Annotated in this window: 19 protein-coding genes and 1 tRNA gene; 13 read left to right on the forward strand and 7 right to left on the reverse strand. The window is 35.2% G+C overall.

The features are described from left to right. Nucleotides 1-3 precede the first annotated feature (3 nt). The 3 genes from radC to sfsA are packed head-to-tail and all read right to left on the reverse strand — an operon-like array spanning nt 4 to nt 2,354. On the reverse strand, nt 4-798 hold the full coding sequence (gene radC / locus LBE40_RS03470) for a RadC family protein (RefSeq protein ID WP_004859936.1): 795 nt from the start codon (nt 796-798) through the stop codon (nt 4-6). 16 nt (nt 799-814) lie between these two features. Beyond that, nucleotides 815-1,645, reverse strand: coding sequence for a type I methionyl aminopeptidase (map, locus tag LBE40_RS03475; RefSeq protein WP_004859937.1), 831 nt, complete (start codon nt 1,643-1,645; stop codon nt 815-817). Beyond that, complete coding sequence (sfsA, locus tag LBE40_RS03480) at nt 1,638-2,354, reverse strand: DNA/RNA nuclease SfsA (protein WP_004859940.1); 717 nt, start codon at nt 2,352-2,354, stop codon at nt 1,638-1,640. Before sfsA ends, map begins: the two co-directional genes overlap by 8 nt. A 319-nt stretch (nt 2,355-2,673) precedes the next feature. On the opposite strand from sfsA, the gene LBE40_RS03485 reads away from it, so the two are divergent. The 4 genes from LBE40_RS03485 to ttcA all read left to right on the forward strand — a co-directional run bounded on the left by LBE40_RS03485 (nt 2,674) and on the right by ttcA (nt 6,269). Then, on the forward strand, nt 2,674-3,510 hold the full coding sequence (locus LBE40_RS03485) for an RNA methyltransferase (RefSeq protein WP_078691700.1): 837 nt from the start codon (nt 2,674-2,676) through the stop codon (nt 3,508-3,510). Continuing rightward, complete coding sequence (murI, locus tag LBE40_RS03490; RefSeq protein WP_004859944.1) at nt 3,503-4,315, forward strand: glutamate racemase; 813 nt, start codon at nt 3,503-3,505, stop codon at nt 4,313-4,315. The genes LBE40_RS03485 and murI overlap by 8 nt, the downstream gene beginning before the upstream one ends. Nucleotides 4,316-4,498: 183 nt before the next feature. Further along, nucleotides 4,499-5,116 (forward strand): 30S ribosomal protein S4, encoded by a 618-nt coding sequence (rpsD, locus tag LBE40_RS03495; RefSeq protein ID WP_004859946.1) that lies wholly within the window; start codon nt 4,499-4,501, stop codon nt 5,114-5,116. Between the two features lie 256 nt (nt 5,117-5,372). After that, nucleotides 5,373-6,269 (forward strand): tRNA 2-thiocytidine(32) synthetase TtcA, encoded by an 897-nt coding sequence (gene ttcA, locus LBE40_RS03500; protein ID WP_004859948.1) that lies wholly within the window; start codon nt 5,373-5,375, stop codon nt 6,267-6,269. A gap of 44 nt (nt 6,270-6,313) precedes the next feature. Here the strand turns inward: ttcA and rimO are convergent, their stop codons facing one another. Together rimO and lexA are read right to left on the reverse strand one after the other, a co-directional pair. After that, nucleotides 6,314-7,627 carry a 30S ribosomal protein S12 methylthiotransferase RimO gene (gene rimO, locus LBE40_RS03505; RefSeq protein WP_004859951.1) on the reverse strand — a complete coding sequence of 438 codons (1,314 nt, stop codon included), beginning with the start codon at nt 7,625-7,627 and terminating at the stop codon, nt 6,314-6,316. 182 nt (nt 7,628-7,809) lie between these two features. Further along, nucleotides 7,810-8,523, reverse strand: coding sequence for a transcriptional repressor LexA (gene lexA / locus LBE40_RS03510; protein ID WP_004859953.1), 714 nt, complete (start codon nt 8,521-8,523; stop codon nt 7,810-7,812). 489 nt (nt 8,524-9,012) lie between these two features. Between lexA and LBE40_RS03515 the strand changes: the two genes are divergently transcribed. The 9 genes from LBE40_RS03515 to LBE40_RS03555 all read left to right on the forward strand — a co-directional run bounded on the left by LBE40_RS03515 (nt 9,013) and on the right by LBE40_RS03555 (nt 17,325). Continuing rightward, a tRNA-Lys gene (locus tag LBE40_RS03515) sits at nt 9,013-9,088 on the forward strand. A gap of 395 nt (nt 9,089-9,483) precedes the next feature. Further along, on the forward strand, nt 9,484-10,362 hold the full coding sequence (locus LBE40_RS03520; RefSeq protein WP_004859955.1) for a septal ring lytic transglycosylase RlpA family protein: 879 nt from the start codon (nt 9,484-9,486) through the stop codon (nt 10,360-10,362). Nucleotides 10,363-10,733: 371 nt separating this feature from the next. After that, nucleotides 10,734-11,897, forward strand: coding sequence for a D-alanyl-D-alanine carboxypeptidase family protein (locus LBE40_RS03525; protein WP_004859958.1), 1,164 nt, complete (start codon nt 10,734-10,736; stop codon nt 11,895-11,897). Nucleotides 11,898-11,927: 30 nt separating this feature from the next. Further along, nucleotides 11,928-12,596 carry a dTMP kinase gene (gene tmk / locus LBE40_RS03530; protein WP_004859960.1) on the forward strand — a complete coding sequence of 223 codons (669 nt, stop codon included), beginning with the start codon at nt 11,928-11,930 and terminating at the stop codon, nt 12,594-12,596. Further along, complete coding sequence (locus tag LBE40_RS03535; RefSeq protein WP_004859961.1) at nt 12,593-13,648, forward strand: DNA polymerase III subunit delta'; 1,056 nt, start codon at nt 12,593-12,595, stop codon at nt 13,646-13,648. The genes tmk and LBE40_RS03535 overlap by 4 nt, the downstream gene beginning before the upstream one ends. Nucleotides 13,649-13,711: 63 nt before the next feature. Continuing rightward, complete coding sequence (gene metG, locus LBE40_RS03540) at nt 13,712-15,271, forward strand: methionine--tRNA ligase (RefSeq protein ID WP_004859964.1); 1,560 nt, start codon at nt 13,712-13,714, stop codon at nt 15,269-15,271. Continuing rightward, a complete protein-coding gene (locus LBE40_RS03545; RefSeq protein ID WP_004859965.1) occupies nt 15,261-16,034 on the forward strand; it encodes a TatD family hydrolase in 774 nt (257 codons plus the stop codon). Before metG ends, LBE40_RS03545 begins: the two co-directional genes overlap by 11 nt. Nucleotides 16,035-16,044: 10 nt before the next feature. After that, on the forward strand, nt 16,045-16,860 hold the full coding sequence (locus tag LBE40_RS03550) for an MBL fold metallo-hydrolase (protein WP_004859968.1): 816 nt from the start codon (nt 16,045-16,047) through the stop codon (nt 16,858-16,860). A gap of 105 nt (nt 16,861-16,965) precedes the next feature. Continuing rightward, on the forward strand, nt 16,966-17,325 hold the full coding sequence (locus LBE40_RS03555) for a hypothetical protein (RefSeq protein ID WP_004859970.1): 360 nt from the start codon (nt 16,966-16,968) through the stop codon (nt 17,323-17,325). A 438-nt stretch (nt 17,326-17,763) separates the two neighbouring features. On the opposite strand, the gene LBE40_RS03560 is transcribed toward LBE40_RS03555, so the two are convergent. Both LBE40_RS03560 and LBE40_RS03565 read right to left on the reverse strand, forming a co-directional pair. Beyond that, nucleotides 17,764-18,174 (reverse strand): DUF6163 family protein, encoded by a 411-nt coding sequence (locus LBE40_RS03560; RefSeq protein ID WP_004859973.1) that lies wholly within the window; start codon nt 18,172-18,174, stop codon nt 17,764-17,766. Then, a complete protein-coding gene (locus tag LBE40_RS03565; protein ID WP_004859974.1) occupies nt 18,171-19,220 on the reverse strand; it encodes an enoyl-CoA hydratase/isomerase family protein in 1,050 nt (349 codons plus the stop codon). Before LBE40_RS03565 ends, LBE40_RS03560 begins: the two co-directional genes overlap by 4 nt. Nucleotides 19,221-19,237: the final 17 nt, after the last annotated feature.

Raw genomic sequence — 19,237 nt, forward strand, 5'->3', positions numbered from 1 at the left:
AATTTATATGATTTTTAATGCTTTAAAACTTGTATGCGTGTTTCGTGCAATAATAAGGTGGTCATGAATAACAATGCCTAACGCGTTTGCTGCATCTTTTAATCTATATGTCATTGTTATATCTGCTTTAGAAGGTGTCGCATCACCAGAGGGGTGATTGTGTACTAAGATAAGTCCTGATGCGGATAATTCCAAAGCTCGAGAAATTACTTCACGTGGATAGACAGGAGTATGATCAATGGTTCCAGTTTGTTGTACTTCATCAGCAAGTAAACCATTTTTCTTATCAAGAAATAAAACGCGAAATTGTTCGCGTGTTTCATGAGCCATGACAGCTTTACAATAAGCGAGTACTTTATCCCATGATGCAAAGATATCACGTTTAAATAACTCGGCACGAACAATGCGTCCAGCAACGTCTGAAATAATTTTCAAATCAGTTGCAGTTGCTGGCCCACATCCTTGAATTTCTTGAAGTCGATGAATATCAGCACCCAATACATCAGCTAATGAGCCAAAACGTGCTATCAAGCTCTTGGCTATTGGTTTTGTATTTGCTCGGGGGATAGTGCGAAAAAGCAGTAATTCAAGGTATTCATAATCTTCAATTGCATTTCCTTTTGACTTTAAATAGCGTTTACGGAGTCGTTCACGATGTCCTTGGTAATGCTTATGTGTTTGTAAGCTTTTCTGTAGGTTTTCATTTTTGGTTTTTGATATTGGAGTAAGTGGAGAGCATGATGTTAAAGCAAAATGGTTGCTTTCGATGTCCCCTTTTTTATTTATTTTTTTAGCCATGTTGTTTCTACATTATTTAGGCATGTAAATTGGGAATATAAAAAATATCTTTAGGAGATTGTGTAAAAATTTCGCATCCTTCATTTGTTACACCAATTGTATGTTCGTACTGTGCGGTAAGAGATCGATCGCGTGTAACGGCAGTCCAGCCATCAGATAAAATCTTAACCTGTGGCTTTCCAAGATTGATCATGGGCTCAATTGTAAACATCATACCCTGTTTTAGTTCGATTCCTTCTCCTGGGGTTCCATAATGGAGAATATTGGGTGCATCATGAAAAAGCTGACCAATTCCATGACCACAAAAATCTTTTACAATTGAGCAGCGTTCAGATTCTGCATACTGTTGAATGGCAGCGCCAATATCACCTGTGGTTGCTCCAGGTTTGACTGCAGCAATTCCTCTCATAAGACTTTCATGTGTTATTTTTAGCAAACGTTCGGCAGCACGTCTGATTTTTCCCACAGGGTACATGCGGCTTGAATCTCCATGCCAACCATCGAGAATAAAAGTTACATCAACATTAACGATGTCACCTTCTTGTAAAGGCCTTTTATTGGGAATCCCATGGCAAACAACGTGATTGATGGATGTACAGCATGAATGTCCGTATCCATGATAATTCAGGTCAGCAGGAAGTGCTCCCTGCTTAGCACCAAAAATAAACACGAAATCATCAATTTCTTGCGTAGTAACACCAGGCTTAATAATATCCGTGAGTGCATCGAGACATTCTGCAGCAATGCGACCAACTTCACGCATTTTAACAAAAGCGTGCTCATCAAAAATGCGGATTTGCCCATTAAATTTTAAGGGTACTTTGTTATAGTCAATATATTCAATCATTGCTTTTTCTGTTTTCTATTTTTACTCGATGAATCGGAAAAATACCTTCTATATTTACGTGACATTTTACAGCATAAAATTCTACCCCTGATTTTAATGCTAAATCAAACTTACGTCCATAAGTTGGATCAAGATCATGGCAAATTGTGAAAGATGAACAATCTTCCCGTTGAATTATATAAAGCATAGCGGCTCGTTTTCCTTGTTGCACAATTTTTATGAGCTCTTCAAGGTGGCGTGTGCCGCGTTTTGTTACGGTATCAGGAAATTCTGCTAATCCTTTTTGGCGAATAAAGTGGACATTTTTGACTTCTAGGTAACAGTCAGGTTGAACGCCATCACGCAGAAGAAAGTCAATCCGTGATTGTGTACCATAGTTTTGTTCTTTCAAAATTGTTTTGTACCCGCTTAATTCCGGTAATAATCTATTTTGAATTGCTTCCAATGCAAGTTTATTGGGTAAAGTTGTATTGATACCAACCAAAGTATTATTTGCCTCGACAATTTCTAATCGATATGTGTATTTTCGCTTGGAATTGTTGTTACGTGAAAGCCAAATATTGGAGTTTGGAGTCGTCAATCCAAGCATCGATCCTGTGTTAGGAACTGATACCGTGAAGATTTGTTGATCGTCCCATTTAACATCAGCAAGAAAACGTTTATAACGACGGATGAGTTTTGCAGGAAAAAGTTTGGGAATAAAGAGCATATACCTTTTTTAGAATGTATAATTTTTTAGTTCAACTCAGATTGCTATTTGTAAGTGTTATAGAATATTAAATAACGCGCTGTGGATGCAAAAAAACATTAAGGTAATTCGTATAACCGCTCTAAGACTTAAAATGAAAGTTCTTTTTTTTCACAATTCATTGTTAATCCTTTTAAAATTATTATTTCATAAACTCTTAATGAAAAGATAATATGCACCGTAATTTGTTATTTAAAAGGTTGTTTTGGGGCATATTCTATTAAAAGGTTGTATTCAAAAACAGTTATAGGGGCAGAATGTTTGGAATTAGGTAAGACTTATGGCTGGAACTGATAAGAATCGTACAAATTTAACAAGTGGTCCAACTATTATTTTAGTTGAACCGCAGTTGCCTGAAAATATTGGTATGGTAGCAAGGGCTATGGCAAATTTTGGGCTCTCTAAGCTCCGGTTAGTTAAACCTCGAGAAGCATTTCCAAATGAAAAAGCCAGAGCTGCAGCGAGTAAAGCAGATCATGTCATTAATGATACAATGATTTTTAATACGTTGCGTGATGCTATTGCGGATTTACAGTATGTTTTTGCTACAACGGCACGTGAAAGATGTGGTTTTAAAACTGTAAAAAGTGCTGTTGAAGCAGCGTGTATGTTACGTCAGTATGAGAATATTGGACATAAAACAGGTATTTTATTTGGAAGAGAGAGATGGGGACTAGAAAATGATGAAATCAGTCTTGTTGATGAAATTATCACTTTTCCAGTCAATCCTGCTTTTGCATCACTTAATATTGCACAAGCAGTTTTGCTTATATCTTACGAATGGATGAAATCAGGTTTGGAAGATGTGAGAGATACAGCTTTTCGTGCAATAGAGATGAAGCCAGCGAATAAAGCAACCTTTCATGGTTTTTTATCTCAGTTAGAAGGTGCTTTGGATATCCGTGGATATTTTAGACCCCGAGAGCGCAAAGAAGTGATGGTTGCAAATCTGCGCTCTGTTTTCACGCGTGCTCATTTTAGTGAATCTGAGATTCGCTTGCTACGGGGAGTTATATCTTCATTGGATCATTTTTCGCCTAAATTTCCACGGGGAAGTGGTGCGCCTGTAGATCGTGATCGCAAAAAATTAAAAACAAGTGTGAATACTGATGGATGAACGGCCTGTTCTTTTTTTTGATAGTGGTATTGGCGGTTTAACGGTGTTGAGGGAAGTCCGCGTTCTTATCCCTGAAAGACAATTTATTTATGTTGCTGACGATACGGGATTTCCTTATGGAAGTTGGGAAGAAAATGTTCTGAAAACCCGCATTTTAAAGATTTTTAAAATTCTTTTAACACTTTATAACCCTGCTTTATGTGTAATCGCTTGCAATACTGTTTCTACACTGATGATGGCAGATTTACGACAAAAATTTCCCCATATTCTTTTTGTAGGAACAGTTCCTGCAATTAAATCAGCGGCAGAACAAACAAAATCTGGCTTTATTTCAGTATTAGCTACTCCTGGGACAGTTAAACGTGCTTATACACATGAATTAATCAATTCTTTTGCTGCTCAGTGTCATGTTCAGCTTGTTGGAAGTGAAAAACTTGCTGGATTTGCTGAAGATTATTTACGTGGTAAACTTATAGATTTGGAAGAATTACGTCACGAAATCTTTCCGTGTTTTGTTGAGAAAAATGGCAAATATACTGATATTGTTGTTTTAGCTTGTACACATTATCCTTTTTTGATTAACTTCTTTCGTGAACAAGCTTTATGGCCAGTTGAATGGATCGATCCGGCAAAGGCTATAGCCAAACATACAAGATCATTATTACCGAAAAGAATAAATCTAAAAACCATAAAAAAACATAAAGATTTTGCGTTGTTTACATCGCAAAATGTAACTTCTTCAACAAGGCATTTGTTAAAAAGATTTAGCTTAAATATCATGAAAGGAGTTGACTTTGGAGTCTGAGGTCAATAAAGCTATTTCAGCTTTTTCTTTCGAGAAAATGGCATTAATTGACGTGTCCCGTGGATGACTGTGCATATTATATGTTAAGGTATCCTGTCAGTCTTTCAATTTGAAGGCAGAGGAGGGTGCGTTTCCTTAAGGTCTTACTGTGAGATTTTTTGTTCTATTTTTAAAGGAAATGCGATGAGTAAACGTGAAACAACGAAATATAAAATTGACCGCCGTATGGGAGAAAATATTTGGGGGCGCCCAAAATCTCCTGTGAATCGTCGTGATTATGGTCCAGGCCAGCATGGACAACGCCGTAAAGGGAAACTTTCTGATTATGGTGTGCAATTGCGTGCTAAGCAGAAGCTAAAAGGATTTTATGGTGATATTTCAGAAAAACAATTTCGTAAAACTTATGAAGAAGCTGCTCGTCGACGTGGTGATACTGGTGAAAATCTTATCGGCCTTTTAGAATCACGTTTGGATGCGGTCGTTTACCGTGCAAAATTTGTACCTACAATTTTTGCTTCTCGCCAATTTATCAATCATGGTCATGTTAATGTAAATGGTCGGCGCACGAATATTCAATCGTATCGTTGCAAACCAGGTGATGTTATTGAGATTCGTGAAAAATCAAAACAACTTGTTTTAGTTTTGGAATCTATGCAATTGGCAGAACGTGATGTACCTGAATATATTGAAGCAGATCATAATCAAATGAAAGCAACATTTACGCGTATTCCTGCTTTTGCAGATGTTCCTTACGCTGTGCAAATGGAGCCTAATTTAGTTGTTGAATTTTATTCTCGTTGAGTTTTCTATGAGAGAGGTCATTACTCTGTATACTTTTTTATATGCTCAAACTTATTATATTGCTTTATAGCCATTAACGAAGTGTCTTTTATAAAATGGTGCTATATTGAGTTTGTTTTGTTATATTTTATAGCAATAGGATTTGTATAGCCCATTTCTTTTTTGTATATCTCATCTTATAGGGTGAAAAAGATAAGTTTAGGTCGCACTACATTCGTTGTTGTTTCTATTACTCTTGTAGAATCTGCTATTTATTATGCAGAGTTATGGTATTGTGGGTAATATTTCAGTTGAATATCAGGTAATGGAAGAGAATGTAGAGAAAACTGCTTCTTTATTGAGCGAAGTTGATGATTGTCATCCAATATTTCGGATTGCTCCTTCGACTGTGGAATTTAATAAATTACGTAAACGGCTTTTACGCCATATGCGGCAAGCACTGGATGATTTTTCTATGCTTTCTTCAGGAGATAAATGGCTTATTGCTTTATCGGGCGGAAAAGATTCTTACGGCTTACTAGCGCTTCTTTTAGATTTAAAATGGCGCGGTCTTTTACCTGTTGAAATTCTAGCTTGTAACCTTGATCAAGGACAGCCAGGCTTCCCAAAGCATATTCTTCCAGATTTTTTAAACTCTTATCAAATTCCATATCGCATTGAGTATCAGGATACTTATTCCATTGTTACAGATAAATTGACACATACGCAAACATATTGTTCGCTTTGTTCTCGGTTGCGACGTGGTAATTTATACCGTATCGCTCGTGAAGAGGGATGTTCTGCATTAGTTCTCGGACATCATCGTGATGATGTTTTAGAAACATTTTTTATGAATTTGTTTCATGGTGGACGATTAGCAGCCATGCCTGGAAAGCTTATCAACGATGAAGGAGATCTTTTTGTTTTACGTCCTCTTGTTTACGCTGCTGAAGAAGATATGGAGAAGTTTTCTCAAGCGATGCAATTTCCTATCATTCCTTGCAATCTTTGTGGTAGCCAAGATGGTTTACAACGCAATGCAATGAAAGAAATGCTAAGAGATATTGAAAGAAGGATGCCGGGACGTAAAGATACCATGATTCGTGCTTTGACAAATGTTCGTCCAAGCCATTTGCTTGATAAAAATTTCTTTGATTTTACAACTTTATTATAATTATGACGATTAGTTATTAAGCGCTATAAGTTTGAGATTTACCTTCAAACTGCGATACCATAAAGATCATAAGCATCAGATTTTTCTATTTTTACGGTAACAAATTCACCTACACGTAACGGTCGTCGTGATGATATATGTACAACACCATCTATTTCTGGAGCATCATACTGACTACGCCCTTTAGCGGTTTTTCCTTGACTTTCATCAATCAGAACTTGGAATCTTTTTCCAATTTTTTTCTTTAAAAGAAGAGCTGAAATTTGTTGTTGTTTTGCCATAAAGCGATGCCAGCGGCTTTCTTTTACTTCTTCGGCAATATTTTCTAGATCCAAATCATTTGCAGCAGCACCTTTTACTTCTTCATATTTAAAACAGCCGGCACGTTCAATTTTTGTTTCCTCTAACCATTCAAGAAGTGTGTTAAAATCTTCATTCGTTTCTCCTGGAAAACCGACAATAAATGTTGATCGTAAAGTGAGGTCTGGACAAATTTTTCTCCACCTTTCAATTCTACGGTTTGTTTTTTCCATATGAGCAGGACGCTTCATGTTACGTAAAACCGTTGGTGATGCGTGTTGAAAAGGAATATCCAGATAAGGGAGAATTTTTCTTTCCGCCATAAGTTCAATAACTTCATCAACATGAGGATAAGGATAGACATAATGCATGCGTATCCAAATACCCATGTTGCCTAGTTCGCAACAAAGATCGAAAAATTTGGTTTTTACTGTGCGATCTTTCCAAGGACTTTCGCGATATTTAATATCAATACCATAAGCACCTGTATCTTGTGAAATAACCAAAAGTTCTTTTACGCCAGCTTGTACGAGTTTTTCAGCTTCGCGAAGAACATCATTGATAGGACGTGAAGTAAGGTTACCACGTAGAGTAGGAATAATGCAAAAACTACATCGATTAGAACATCCTTCAGAAATTTTTAAATAAGCATAATGGCGAGGTGTTAAGCGAATACCTTGCGGGGGAACTAAATCAATAAAGGGATCATGAATTGGAGGAATTGCTGTATGAACAGCTTGTATAACACTTTCATAGGCTTGTGGCCCTGTAATAGCTAATACATTAGGATGTGCTTGACGAATAACATCAGGATCAGCACCAAGACATCCAGTTACAATAACTTTTCCATTTTCTTTGAGGGCTTCACCAATATTAGCTAATGATTCATTTCGGGCAGAATCAATAAAACCACAGGTATTCACAATGACAAGATCAGCACTTTGATGCTTATATGAGATTTCATAACCTTCAGATCGTAGTCTAGTAATAATTCGCTCAGAATCTACCAGTGCTTTTGGACATCCGAGGGAGACAAAACTAATGCGAGGTGCTGCCATGATAAATCCTGCAACTTTATGATAATTAAATAAATTTTATGCTGTTTTTACTTCGTTAAAAATAAAAAATGCTCTATTTTATGGATGCATATATTTTATTAATGTGTGTGACACAATATGAAAAAGATACTAAATAATTTCTCACTAAATGTATTGAGTGAATTAGGCAAGTTTTCTATTTTTTAATATTTGCGAATAAGTCCAATAAGTTTAGCTTCTATCTGTACACGCTCAGAAGTGTATATATGTGTTTCATAGTGAGGATTTGCAGCTTCTAATACAATAGAGATTCCTTTGCGTCGATAACGTTTTAAAGTTGCTTCTTTTTTATCAACGAATGCGACAACAATGTCACCTGATGTTGCTGTACTTTGACGTTGAACAATTATAGTATCTTTATCAAGAATACCGGCTTCAATCATAGAATCATCTTTGACTTCTAAAGCATAGAGCTCACCTGAATTACACATCGCTTGTGGTAAAAAAAGAGTGTCTGTTTGTTGTAATATAGCAGAGATGGGTACGCCCGTAGCAATACGGCCCATAATGGGAATAGTAATATTTTTTTTCTCTTGTGCATCAAAATTACCAAGATTGCCAAGATTTTTTGATATTTTTCTTTTACTTTTTTTTATCACACTGGGAGAAATTTTACGAGCTAAAGATAGATTAAATGTTATCTTATTGGGGAGTCGGATAACCTCTACTGCGCGAGCGCGATTTGGCAAACGGCGTATAAAACCTCGTTGTTCCAATCCTACAATTAGCTTATGAATTCCAGATTTTGAAGAGCGCTCCAATGCAATTTTCATTTCGTCAAAAGAGGGGGGAATACCAGTTTCTATCATATGATTGTGAATAAACAAGAGTAGCTCATATTGTTTACATGTCAGCATTTAGTATTCCAGTCAAAAAAATAAAAAAGATAAATATAAAATATGTATTTATAATTAATCTATAATTTTTTTTAGATAAAAAGCAAAATAATATGATTTATTTTATATTAATATTAAATTATATAATAAAAAATATTGTATTTTATCTTTCTTTATTCATTAACCATTAACAGTGGTAGCTACTGTTGGTTATTTTCTAAAATAAAACTTACAATTTTTACGTATATTCTCTAATTATTCCTATAAATTTTGAAATATCTACTCTTTCACGTTTTAGAAGCTATCAGGCATTTGTATCTTTAAATGGTTCCTTTTATTCAAGCTCAGAAAAGGGAAAAGATTATATATACCGTGGAGCAAAAAAGAGAAAAGACGGAAAAGTATTGATAACTGAACCGAATAATAATATTTTTTTTCGAAAGGTGTTGACCAAATGAAAAGTCAACCGTATGTTCCTCTCACTTTCTGCAAGCAAAATGGCTTGTGTGGGAGCGCGTAGCTCAGCTGGTAGAGCAACTGACTTTTAATCAGTAGGTCCAGGGTTCGAATCCCTGCGCGCTCACCAATAGGTAATTTAAAAATTCTAAGAAAACAATGTATAATCATTAGATTTTCCTATTAGGCTATATTTGTTTTTACATTAATAAGAATAATTTACCACTCATTATGAGAATCATCCTACGTGTTCACAATTTATATATTATGAAATCATCTTTTTCACGAAGATATTGATTTATTTAGTTTTTTAATTCATTCATCACGTTTATGAAATTGCATTTCTTCTTGCGGTAATCATAAAAGTATTAATAATTTATTAATATATTGATAAATGGTAAATTTTCAGGCTATTATAGGCGCGCGAGGGGAATCATCCGAAAATGTGAATTTCCCTATCGCATACAGAAGGTGCGATGTGATTTTTTGCAGTAAATACTCAATTAGAAATAAGCGGGCTGACAAATGCTTTTAAATAGCAAAGAAAAGTTTACTTCCATTCTTAATTCAACATTTCAATTTCTTTCTGTAGTGCTTGTATCCCAGTTATTGGTGTCTTGCTGCGCAAGCAAAACAGCACATTTTGTAATAAAAAGTTTTTACAATAATAAAGAGACTGACGTGAAAACTGCTGTTCTTTCTCAAAAAAGTTCAAGTGGGCAAAACCAATCAAAAGAAAAGAGATACGGGCGGGCCATTATTGGTAAACCTTACCAAATAAAAGGAAAGTGGTATTATCCACAAAATGATCCAACCTATCAACGTGTTGGAGAAGCATCTTGGTATGGCTCAGATTTTCATGGGCGTTTAACCGCAAATGGTGAGATCTATGACATGAATCTCTTGACTGCTGCTCATCCTACAATGCCTTTACCCAGTTATGCTCGTGTTACTAATCTGAAAAATGGATCTTCACTCATTGTTAGGGTGAATGATCGCGGTCCTTTTATGAAAAATAGAATCATTGATTTATCAAAGCAAGCTGCGGAAATACTTGGTTATGCAGATGCAGGTGTGGCAAATGTTAAAGTGGAATATATTTCTGAAGCACCTGTTGGTTATTATGATTCTGCCTATTTAATGGCTTCTTACATAACAGGGAATGACACTTCTTCCTCACTAGCATTAGCAGGTATTATGAAAGAAAAAGAAAATATCGTGCTAGAAAGATTTGGTTCCGATAGACAAAAACGATTAAATGGAGCTGTAATTGAACGAAAACGGTTCAATAAAACTCTTTCAGTAAGATTGCCAGAAAATGGTCCAGTTTTGATTGATAAGCCGACGTCATTTGATCAAGTGGCTTTCATAAATAGACCAAGTAGGAAAATAAGAGTTAATTGATTACGGCTATTTTAAGAAAAAGCAATGTTTGTTTTTTGTATATAGTTTTCAAATTACAGATGATCAAAAGTTATTGATTGTAGTAGGATTCTCGTTTTAAATGAGAGGAGGTTAGGTTATATATTATTATGAAATAATGTGTTTCCTTGAAAGTTTTCTTGCGCTTTGTATGCATTTAACATATTAAAAATACTTCCTATTTGAGAAATGAAAAAGAGTGTGTGATATAGTGATTCATTTTTGTATTTTTGAGAAAAAGTATAGAAACTTATTTTAAATTTATGATGGTTCTCAGTTTGCAAAAATAAATAAATTTTTTCTTGTATAAGAGGAGTCTTTATGCTGATTCTTTAAATATGGGAGAATCGGTTATGCGTGCTCTATTAAGCATTTTATTTACCTTGTTTATGATGTTTACACTGATCGGGTGGGGGAGAGCACAAAATTTTCAAAACTCTGTATCGCAGTTGCTGTTACTAGATGATGATACAGATACAATACTTTTTGAAAAACAGAGTGATATTGCTTTTTTCTCTGCTTCATTAGCAAAATTGATGACGGCTGAAGTTATATTTCACCAATTAAAAGAAGGCTTGTTAAGTCATACACAAAAGTTCAAGGTAAGTGAGAATGCTTGGCGAAAAGGTGGAGCACCTTCCGGTACGACCACTATGTTTGCAAAAGTAAAGACAGAAATTAGTGTTTCTGATCTTTTGCATGGTTTAATTATTGTCAATGCAAATGATGCTGCTATTATTCTTGCTGAGGGAATATCGGGAAGTGAGGCTAATTTCGCAAAACTGATGAATCAGAGGGCTAAAATACTCGGATTATCACATAGCCATTTTGTTAATGCGACAGGGCTTCCTGAAGAGGGGCAGTTTGTAACATTGCGTGATATGATTGTACTAGCACGTCATATTGTTCATGAATATCCCTCTTATTATACCCTTTATCGTGAACCTTCCTTTACTTGGAATAAAATTTTTCAACGTAACAAAAATCCTCTTATTTCTAAGGAAATTGGTATAGAAGGATTTGGTTTTGGCTATAGTAAAAAAGAAGGTTTTTCAATGGTTTCTTCCGTTTATAAAAATCATCGGCGCCTTTTTTTAGCAGTAAATGGTTTGCAAGATGGTAAAGGATATACAAAAGAAGTAGAATGCATTCTTCAATGGGGAATGACAGCTTTTAATCTTAAAACGGTTTTTACAGAAGGAGAAACCGTTGGCTATGCTTCTGTTTATGGTGGAATGCACCATTCTGTTCCACTTATTGTTAAAAAGCCAGTAAGTTTTATGCTTTTGAATGAAAAAAAAATAAATGTTAAAGCAAAAATTAAATATCGTGGTCCATTGAAAGCTCCTATTGCTTTAGGACAACCAATTGGTGTTATTCAAATTTTAGAAGATAAAAAGCTTCTTCTTGAAAAGCCAGTTTTTGCTGGAATCAATGTTAAGGAGGGAAGTTTCTTTATAAAAGTAAAAGATGCATTCTATGAAATAACAATTGGATGGTTACGAAAATATTTATAGTACATGCTTCATAAGGATTAAGGTTTACACGTGTCAGGTTATTTTATCACATTTGAGGGGGGGGACGGAGTAGGAAAAACAATACAAATTTCTTTCCTTGCTGACCATCTTATGGACAAGGGCTATAAAGTTGTTATGACACGAGAACCAGGAGGAACACTAGGTGCAGAAATAATACGCCATATTCTATTGTCAGGTCAGGCGCAACAATATGGGTCTTTAATTGAAGCTGCTTTATTTACAGCCGCACGTATCGATCATGTTACTGAGGTTATCGCGCCTTCTTTGCAAGAAGGAAAAGTCGTTTTATGTGATCGCTTTATTGATTCTACACGTGTTTATCAAGGGCTTAATGATAAAGTAAGCTCTTCCATTCTTTCCGTTTTAGAACGTGTTGCACTCAATGGAATCATGCCTCATTTGACATTTTTATTAGATATATCGGCAGAATATGCTATGGAACGTGCGAATGCTCGAAGGTTCTTGAAAAACGTAAGTTATATAAACAAAGAAGAAATGATTGATTATTTTGAAAAGGATAATTTAGAAATTCAAGAACAAAGACGCAAAGCTTTTCTTCGATTGGCAGAACAGGAACCTCATAGGTTTCGTGTGATTGATGCAACAGATACAATGCGCGTTGTTGCAGACCAAATAAGAAATATTTGTGACCAAGCAATGATGGAGCATTTTATATGAATGTCGTAAACTCTTTACGCCAATATGATAATATTGATACAGTTTTGCTACCTTCACAGAATAGTATGATCTTTGGCCATGAGGCTGCTCGTCATTTTTTGGCACAAATGCATAAGGAAAGACGTTTACACCATGCATTATTATTTGAAGGAGAACATGGAATTGGAAAGGCTACATTAGCGTTTCATCTTGCTTGGAATATTTTAAGCTCTCAAAAGAGTGATTTCCTGCAACCAGAGTCTAATTCTATTACGTGGCGCCAAATTATGCAGGGCAGTCATCCTGGTCTTTTGCACATTTCACGTCGCTTTGATTTAAGAAACCAAAAGTTCAAAACAGGTATACTCATTGATGACATCCGCGATGTTATGCATTTTTTAAACCAGACATCGCAAGATAATGGGTGGCGTATCATTATCATTGATTCTGCCGATGATATGAATAGAAGTGCGGCTAATGCAATTCTTAAAACGCTCGAGGAACCTCCTGCAAAAACTTTATTCATTATTATTACACATTCTTTAGGAAGACTACTTCCAACAATTCGCTCACGATGCCAACAGATCTCTTTACGACCATTGCATAATGATGAGATGAAACAAGTCATTACACATGTTTTTTCCAATCACGATTTAAATGATGAAGAAGCTATTGAAATGATTATTCAAAAATCTAAAGGAAATCCTCGAAAAGCTGCCTTACTTATTTTTCACGGTGGATTTGAAATTGTTCAAACCATTGATACTCTCTTTAAGCAATCTGTTTGCAATCCCGCTATCGTACACACTTTTGCTCAAACACTTTCTTCGCTTTCTTCAGATATTCAATTTCAACAGTTTAGCGATGAAATTCTTGATAAAATTCAAGAAAGAGCTATCATGCTCGTTGAAAGAGGAGAGTTGTTGCTCTCAAAAAACTGTGCGCAAGTATGGCAAGAGATTCATCAAAAAATAAGAGAAATACAATCGTTTAATCTTGATAAGAAGCAATTTATTATAAGTCTGCTTTTTAAAGTCCATAGGATCATTCGCGAGAGTGAGGTTTTTGCGTGACAATATGATTAACAGACGTTATGCCATTTGTAATCTTTGATTGCGTTTTACAACGAGTATGACATGCGTGATATATATTATATAACAACTCCAATCTTTTATCCTAATGGTACTCCACATATTGGACATGCCTATAGTGCAATTGCAAGTGATGCTTTGGCTCGTTTTCAACGATTAGATGGCAAAGATGTATTTTTTCTCTCTGGTACGGATGAACACGGTTTAAAGATGCAACAGACAGCAGAATCATTGGGAATGACTCCTAAGCAACTTGCGGATCGTAATAGCGCTGTGTTTCAAAAAATGCTTGTAGTATTAAATTGTTCTAACGATGATTTTATTCGTACAACAGAAGATCGCCATTATCAAGCTTGTCAAGAAATCTGGAAAAAAATGGAAGCGAATGGCGATATTTATCTTGGCCGTTATACGGGCTGGTATTCGGTTCGTCAGGAAGCGTATTATGAAGAGAAGGATACAGAGGTTGGAGAAGATAACATCCGTCGTGAAAAGGAATTAGGCTCTCCGGTTGAATGGAACGAAGAAGAGAGTTATTTTTTTAGACTTTCCCGTTATGAAAAAGCCCTTCTTGAATATTATGAAAAACATTTTGATTTTATTGCACCACTCGAACGACGTAATGAAGTTATAAGTTTTATCAAATCAGGTTTAAAAGATATTTCTATTTCACGAACAAATTTTAATTGGGGTGTTACTGTTCCAAGTAATCCAAAACACGTAATGTACGTTTGGGTTGATGCACTGACAAATTATTTGTCAGCAATTGGCTTTTTCGATGAGAGTTCAAAAAAACGTAATTTTTGGCCTGCAAACACTCATATCATTGGTAAAGATATTATTCGTTTTCATGCAGTTTATTGGCCAGCATTTTTAATGTCTGCTGGAATTGAATTGCCTAAGCATATTTTTGCTCATGGTTTTTTACTCAATCGTGGTACAAAAATGTCAAAGTCCATTGGAAACGTCATTGATCCTTTTGAAATGGTCAATCACTATGGTCTTGATCAACTCCGTTATTTTCTTCTTCGTGAAGTACCATTCGGACAAGATGGCAGTTATAGCCATGATAGTTTTGTGAATCGCATTAATGCCGATCTTGCGAATGATCTTGGTAATTTAGCGCAGCGCTCTTTGTCTATGATTGCCAAAAATTGCGATGCAAAAATTCCTATACCAGCTGCATTCTTAGATCAAGATGAACAGCTTTTAAAACAATCTCTTCAAGCACTTGAGACTATACGCCAAGCTATGTCTTGTCATGGGGTGCATTTAGCACTTTCAGCTATTTTTTCAGTTGTAGCAGATGCAAATCGCTATTTTGCCAACGAACAACCTTGGAGTTTACGGAAAAATAATCCAGAAAGATTTTCTACAGTTCTTTATATAACTGTAGAAATCTTGCGACGAATAGGAATTATGCTGTTGCCTTTCATCCCACAATCAGCAGACAAGCTTCTTGACAGCCTCGCTATTGCTAAAGACGATAGGTTATTGCATCATATAAACCATTCAAAAATTCAAGAAGGTCTTGATCTTCCGACACCAGAGCCAATCTTTCCCCGTTATATCTTGAAGAAAGACGATATTCATCATGTTGATTGATACACACTGTCATCTTGATTTTGAGGATTTTGCGCAAGATTTTAATGATGTCATCCAACGGGCTTTAGATGCTAATGTTAAACGTATGATAACGATTTCAACACATGTTCGTAAGTTGGATAAGCTTTTAGCAATTACACAAGCCTATAATCAAGTATTTTGTTCCATTGGTACCCATCCCAATAATGCCCATGAAGAACAAAATATTACAGCTGAAAGTCTTATCAATCTTTCTAAGCATCCCAAGATTGTTGCGTTTGGGGAAGTGGGGCTCGATTATCATTATGATTATTCTTCACCAAAAGAGCAAAAAAAAATTTTCCACGAACATATTATCGCTTCTAGAGAAACGCAGCTACCTCTTGTTATACATTCACGCAATGCAGATGGAGATATGGAGCAAATATTACGCGAACAGATAAAAGAAGGGGCTTTTCCATTTGTACTTCACTGTTATTCGTCTGGGATGCAACTTGCTCATGCTGGTATTGAACTTGGTGGTTATATTTCCTTTTCAGGTATTCTTACTTTTAAAAATGCGTTTGAAATCCGTGAAATAGCAAAAATTGTACCTCATGAGCATTTATTGGTGGAAACGGATGCACCATTTTTAGCACCAGTACCTCATCGAGGTAAAAGAAATGAACCATCTTTTGTACGTTATACAGCTGCTACTTTGGCTGAAACAATTGGTTTAAGTATTGAGGAAATAGCTCAGATAACAACACGCAATGCTTTTCATTTATTTAGTAAAATGAAATGAGTCAAAAGCCATGTTTGATCGGTATCGATTTACAATATTAGGCTGTGGTTCCTCTCCAGGAGTTCCACGCCCTAATGGTGATTGGGGAGCTTGTGATCCTAATAATCCTAAAAATAAACGCTACAGAAGTTCTTTATTAGTCGAACGCATTCATGCATCAGGGAAAAAAACAACCGTCGTTATAGATACTGGTCCAGATTTTCGATCACAAATGATCGATGCCCGCGTAAATCATCTTAATGCCGCCCTTTATACGCATTCTCACGCAGATCATATTCATGGTATTGATGATTTACGCAGTTATGCACTTGCTCAAAAATGTTTAATAGATATTTATGCAGATGCGTTTACACTAGAGCATTTGAAAAATGCATTCGGATATTGTTTTCAAAAGGCAAAAGGTTCATCTTATCAACCCATTTTAAAAGCGCATACTATCAATGAAGATAGCCAATTTATAATTCAAGGGCAGGGAGGAGCAATAACTATCAATACACATTTACAATTTCACGGTAATATTCACTCTTTAGGTTTTCGTATTGGTAATGTTGCTTACTGTACAGATGTTAGTAAATTTCCTGAAAAAACGTTATCAAAATTAATGAATTTGGATGTTTTAATTATTGAGGCTCTGCAATTTGAATCTCACCCAAGTCATCTTTCTGTTGATCAAGCATTACAATGGATAAAATATTTAAAACCTCAAAAAGCTATACTCACACATATGGATAGATCACTTGATTACAATAAAGTTGTAAATTATGTCCCACCATATGTTGAGCCTGCACATCAAGGACTTGTTTTTGAAACAGATGTACAAATCTAAAAAAACAATATTTCCTGTTAACTAAAATATTCTTTAAAGTTCTAGTCTTTATTTTGCACCAATTTTGGCTTAGTTGTGACGTTTTTATGTCAAAAGTGAGGTTTTATGTATAAGTGTTTTAAGCGGGCAATATGTGTTGTGGTTTTAACGGTCTCTTTATCAGCATGTGGGGGGCGTTTAGAAAAAAATATTTCAGTTACAACATTACACGATGGAGCAATGAGTTGCGCCGATATTCAACGGGAGTTTTGGGCTAATAAACGCCAGATTGACGCTACAATAGCAGAACGTTCTAGAGCAAGAAATAAAAATGTAGCCTTAACTGCAGCAAGTGTTGTATTTGTTCCTGCCTTGTTTTTTCTGGATGTAAAGTCAAGTGAAAGCAATGAAATTTCGGCTTTAAATAACCGTAATACTGTTTTGAGTGATTTAGCACATATGAAACGTTGTAAATTATCACAATAGTTTTTTTATATTTATATTTTATTATTTACTCTTTTTGGCTTTAAGTAATATTACTTAAAGCCAAATTTCTTAAATATATATATACTGTTTAATTGACAAATTTTTGACATAATTTTGTTTAAAAAGTGGAATATGCGATATAAATACGATTAATGTGTCTAAATTAGGGTGCGCTCTGTTTTGAACAAACCCCTCTATTTTTTACTCTACATCATTATTTGTCGCATAATATATATTATGGAACTTTTATAAATAGAAAGGATATATTAATGGCAATGGCACTCTGGGGAACAATCTCAACATTACTATGGATATTTTGTTCAAAAGCTACCAGCCCTTGGGATTTGTGGTGGGTACCTTTTATTTAAGAAAACTTTACGACCTTTAGATTGAAAATCGGGCCAGTTATTCTGGCCCGAAAACTTAAACGCATTTATTCTAAGAATCTTTTGTATAATTCCTTTTTAAAAAGATCATTGTAATTTGTAGTATTATAAAAGCTAAGAATAATATTCCATGAAATAGTGGTATAAATAGTTGATAGAGAGAATTGGAATAATAAATCGCTAGTGTTTCAGTAAATACTGCAATGCACCATAAAACGATTCCCCATGGTGAATACATCCAAAGTCCAATTAATGCTATAGGATAAACAATAGCCAATGTGATTGATAAAAACTGCCACTGCCACGGCATAAGATCAAAACGCCATAAAACTCCTGGAAATACACCAACAAGACGTATCCAATAAAAAGCACTTAAACTTAAGCAAATGAATGCTAAAAATCGCAAATAACAATTATAAACTAAATTGATTTTTGAAATCTTTTTTTTAGGATTATTTTTCAAAATAGTAATTCTTTTTCAACAGGTTGGAAATAGGCATCTATCATTTCATCCGTTACATTTGAAAGTTTGTCTGGTTGCCATTTAGGTGTTTTATCTTTATCAATTAACATTGCACGCACTCCTTCATAAAAATCATGTGAAGTAATCATATGATGTGCAATACGATTTTCAATTTTCATACAATCTTCCAAAGTTTGAAAAGAATTTTGTTTCATTTGTCTCCAGATAATTTTTAAACTTGTCGGAGAACGTGATTGCAAAATATCATAACATTTTTTAGCAAATAAGATGCCATTTACACTGCTTTTTTTATGAAGCAATTCAATACATTCCTCTAACGTATTGGCACTAAAACAATCGTTGATAACACAACGTATTTCATGGCTTGTTTCATTTTTTCTTGTTATCGATCGCTCTTTTAATGCTAATTTAGGATTTCCTTGCTTAATAATAGCTCTTTTAATGCATTCTAATTCAACTTCAGGAACAGCATGTGTTGCTAGCCCTAAGTTTAAACAATCTCCCCATTTTATGCATGCGCCGGTCAGTGCAAGATAAATGCCAAAGTGATCGGAAAGAGATGGTAAGAAAAAACTCGCACCAATATCTGGAAAAAATCCAATAGCACCTTCTGGCATAGCAAAGAGTGTATTTTCTGTAACAATTCGGTGTGAACCGTATATAGAAATACCTACCCCTCCTCCCATCCAAATACCGTTCAAGAAAGAAATGTAAGGTTTTGGAAACCGTTTAATATAAGCATTTAAGCTATATTCATCACTGAAATATTGGTAAGAAGAGGGTTTGTTTCTCATACGGTAGATTTCTACAACATCTCCACCAGCACAAAAAGCGCGCCCTTCCCCTTCAACTAAGACGCAAGAAACATTTTCATCCGTTTCCCATGTACTAAGAGCTTTCTTTAAAGCAAAAACCATTCGTTGATTAAGAGCGTTTAATGCTGAAGGGCGTGTGAGCTTTATAATACCAGCGTATCCCTCTTTTGTAAAAGAGATATCATCACCTGCTCCAAAATCAATTTGCATTTTATCCCCGTCTTTAA

Source organism: Bartonella taylorii (genome assembly GCF_023920105.1).
Taxonomy (GTDB): Bacteria; Pseudomonadota; Alphaproteobacteria; order Rhizobiales; family Rhizobiaceae; genus Bartonella; species Bartonella taylorii.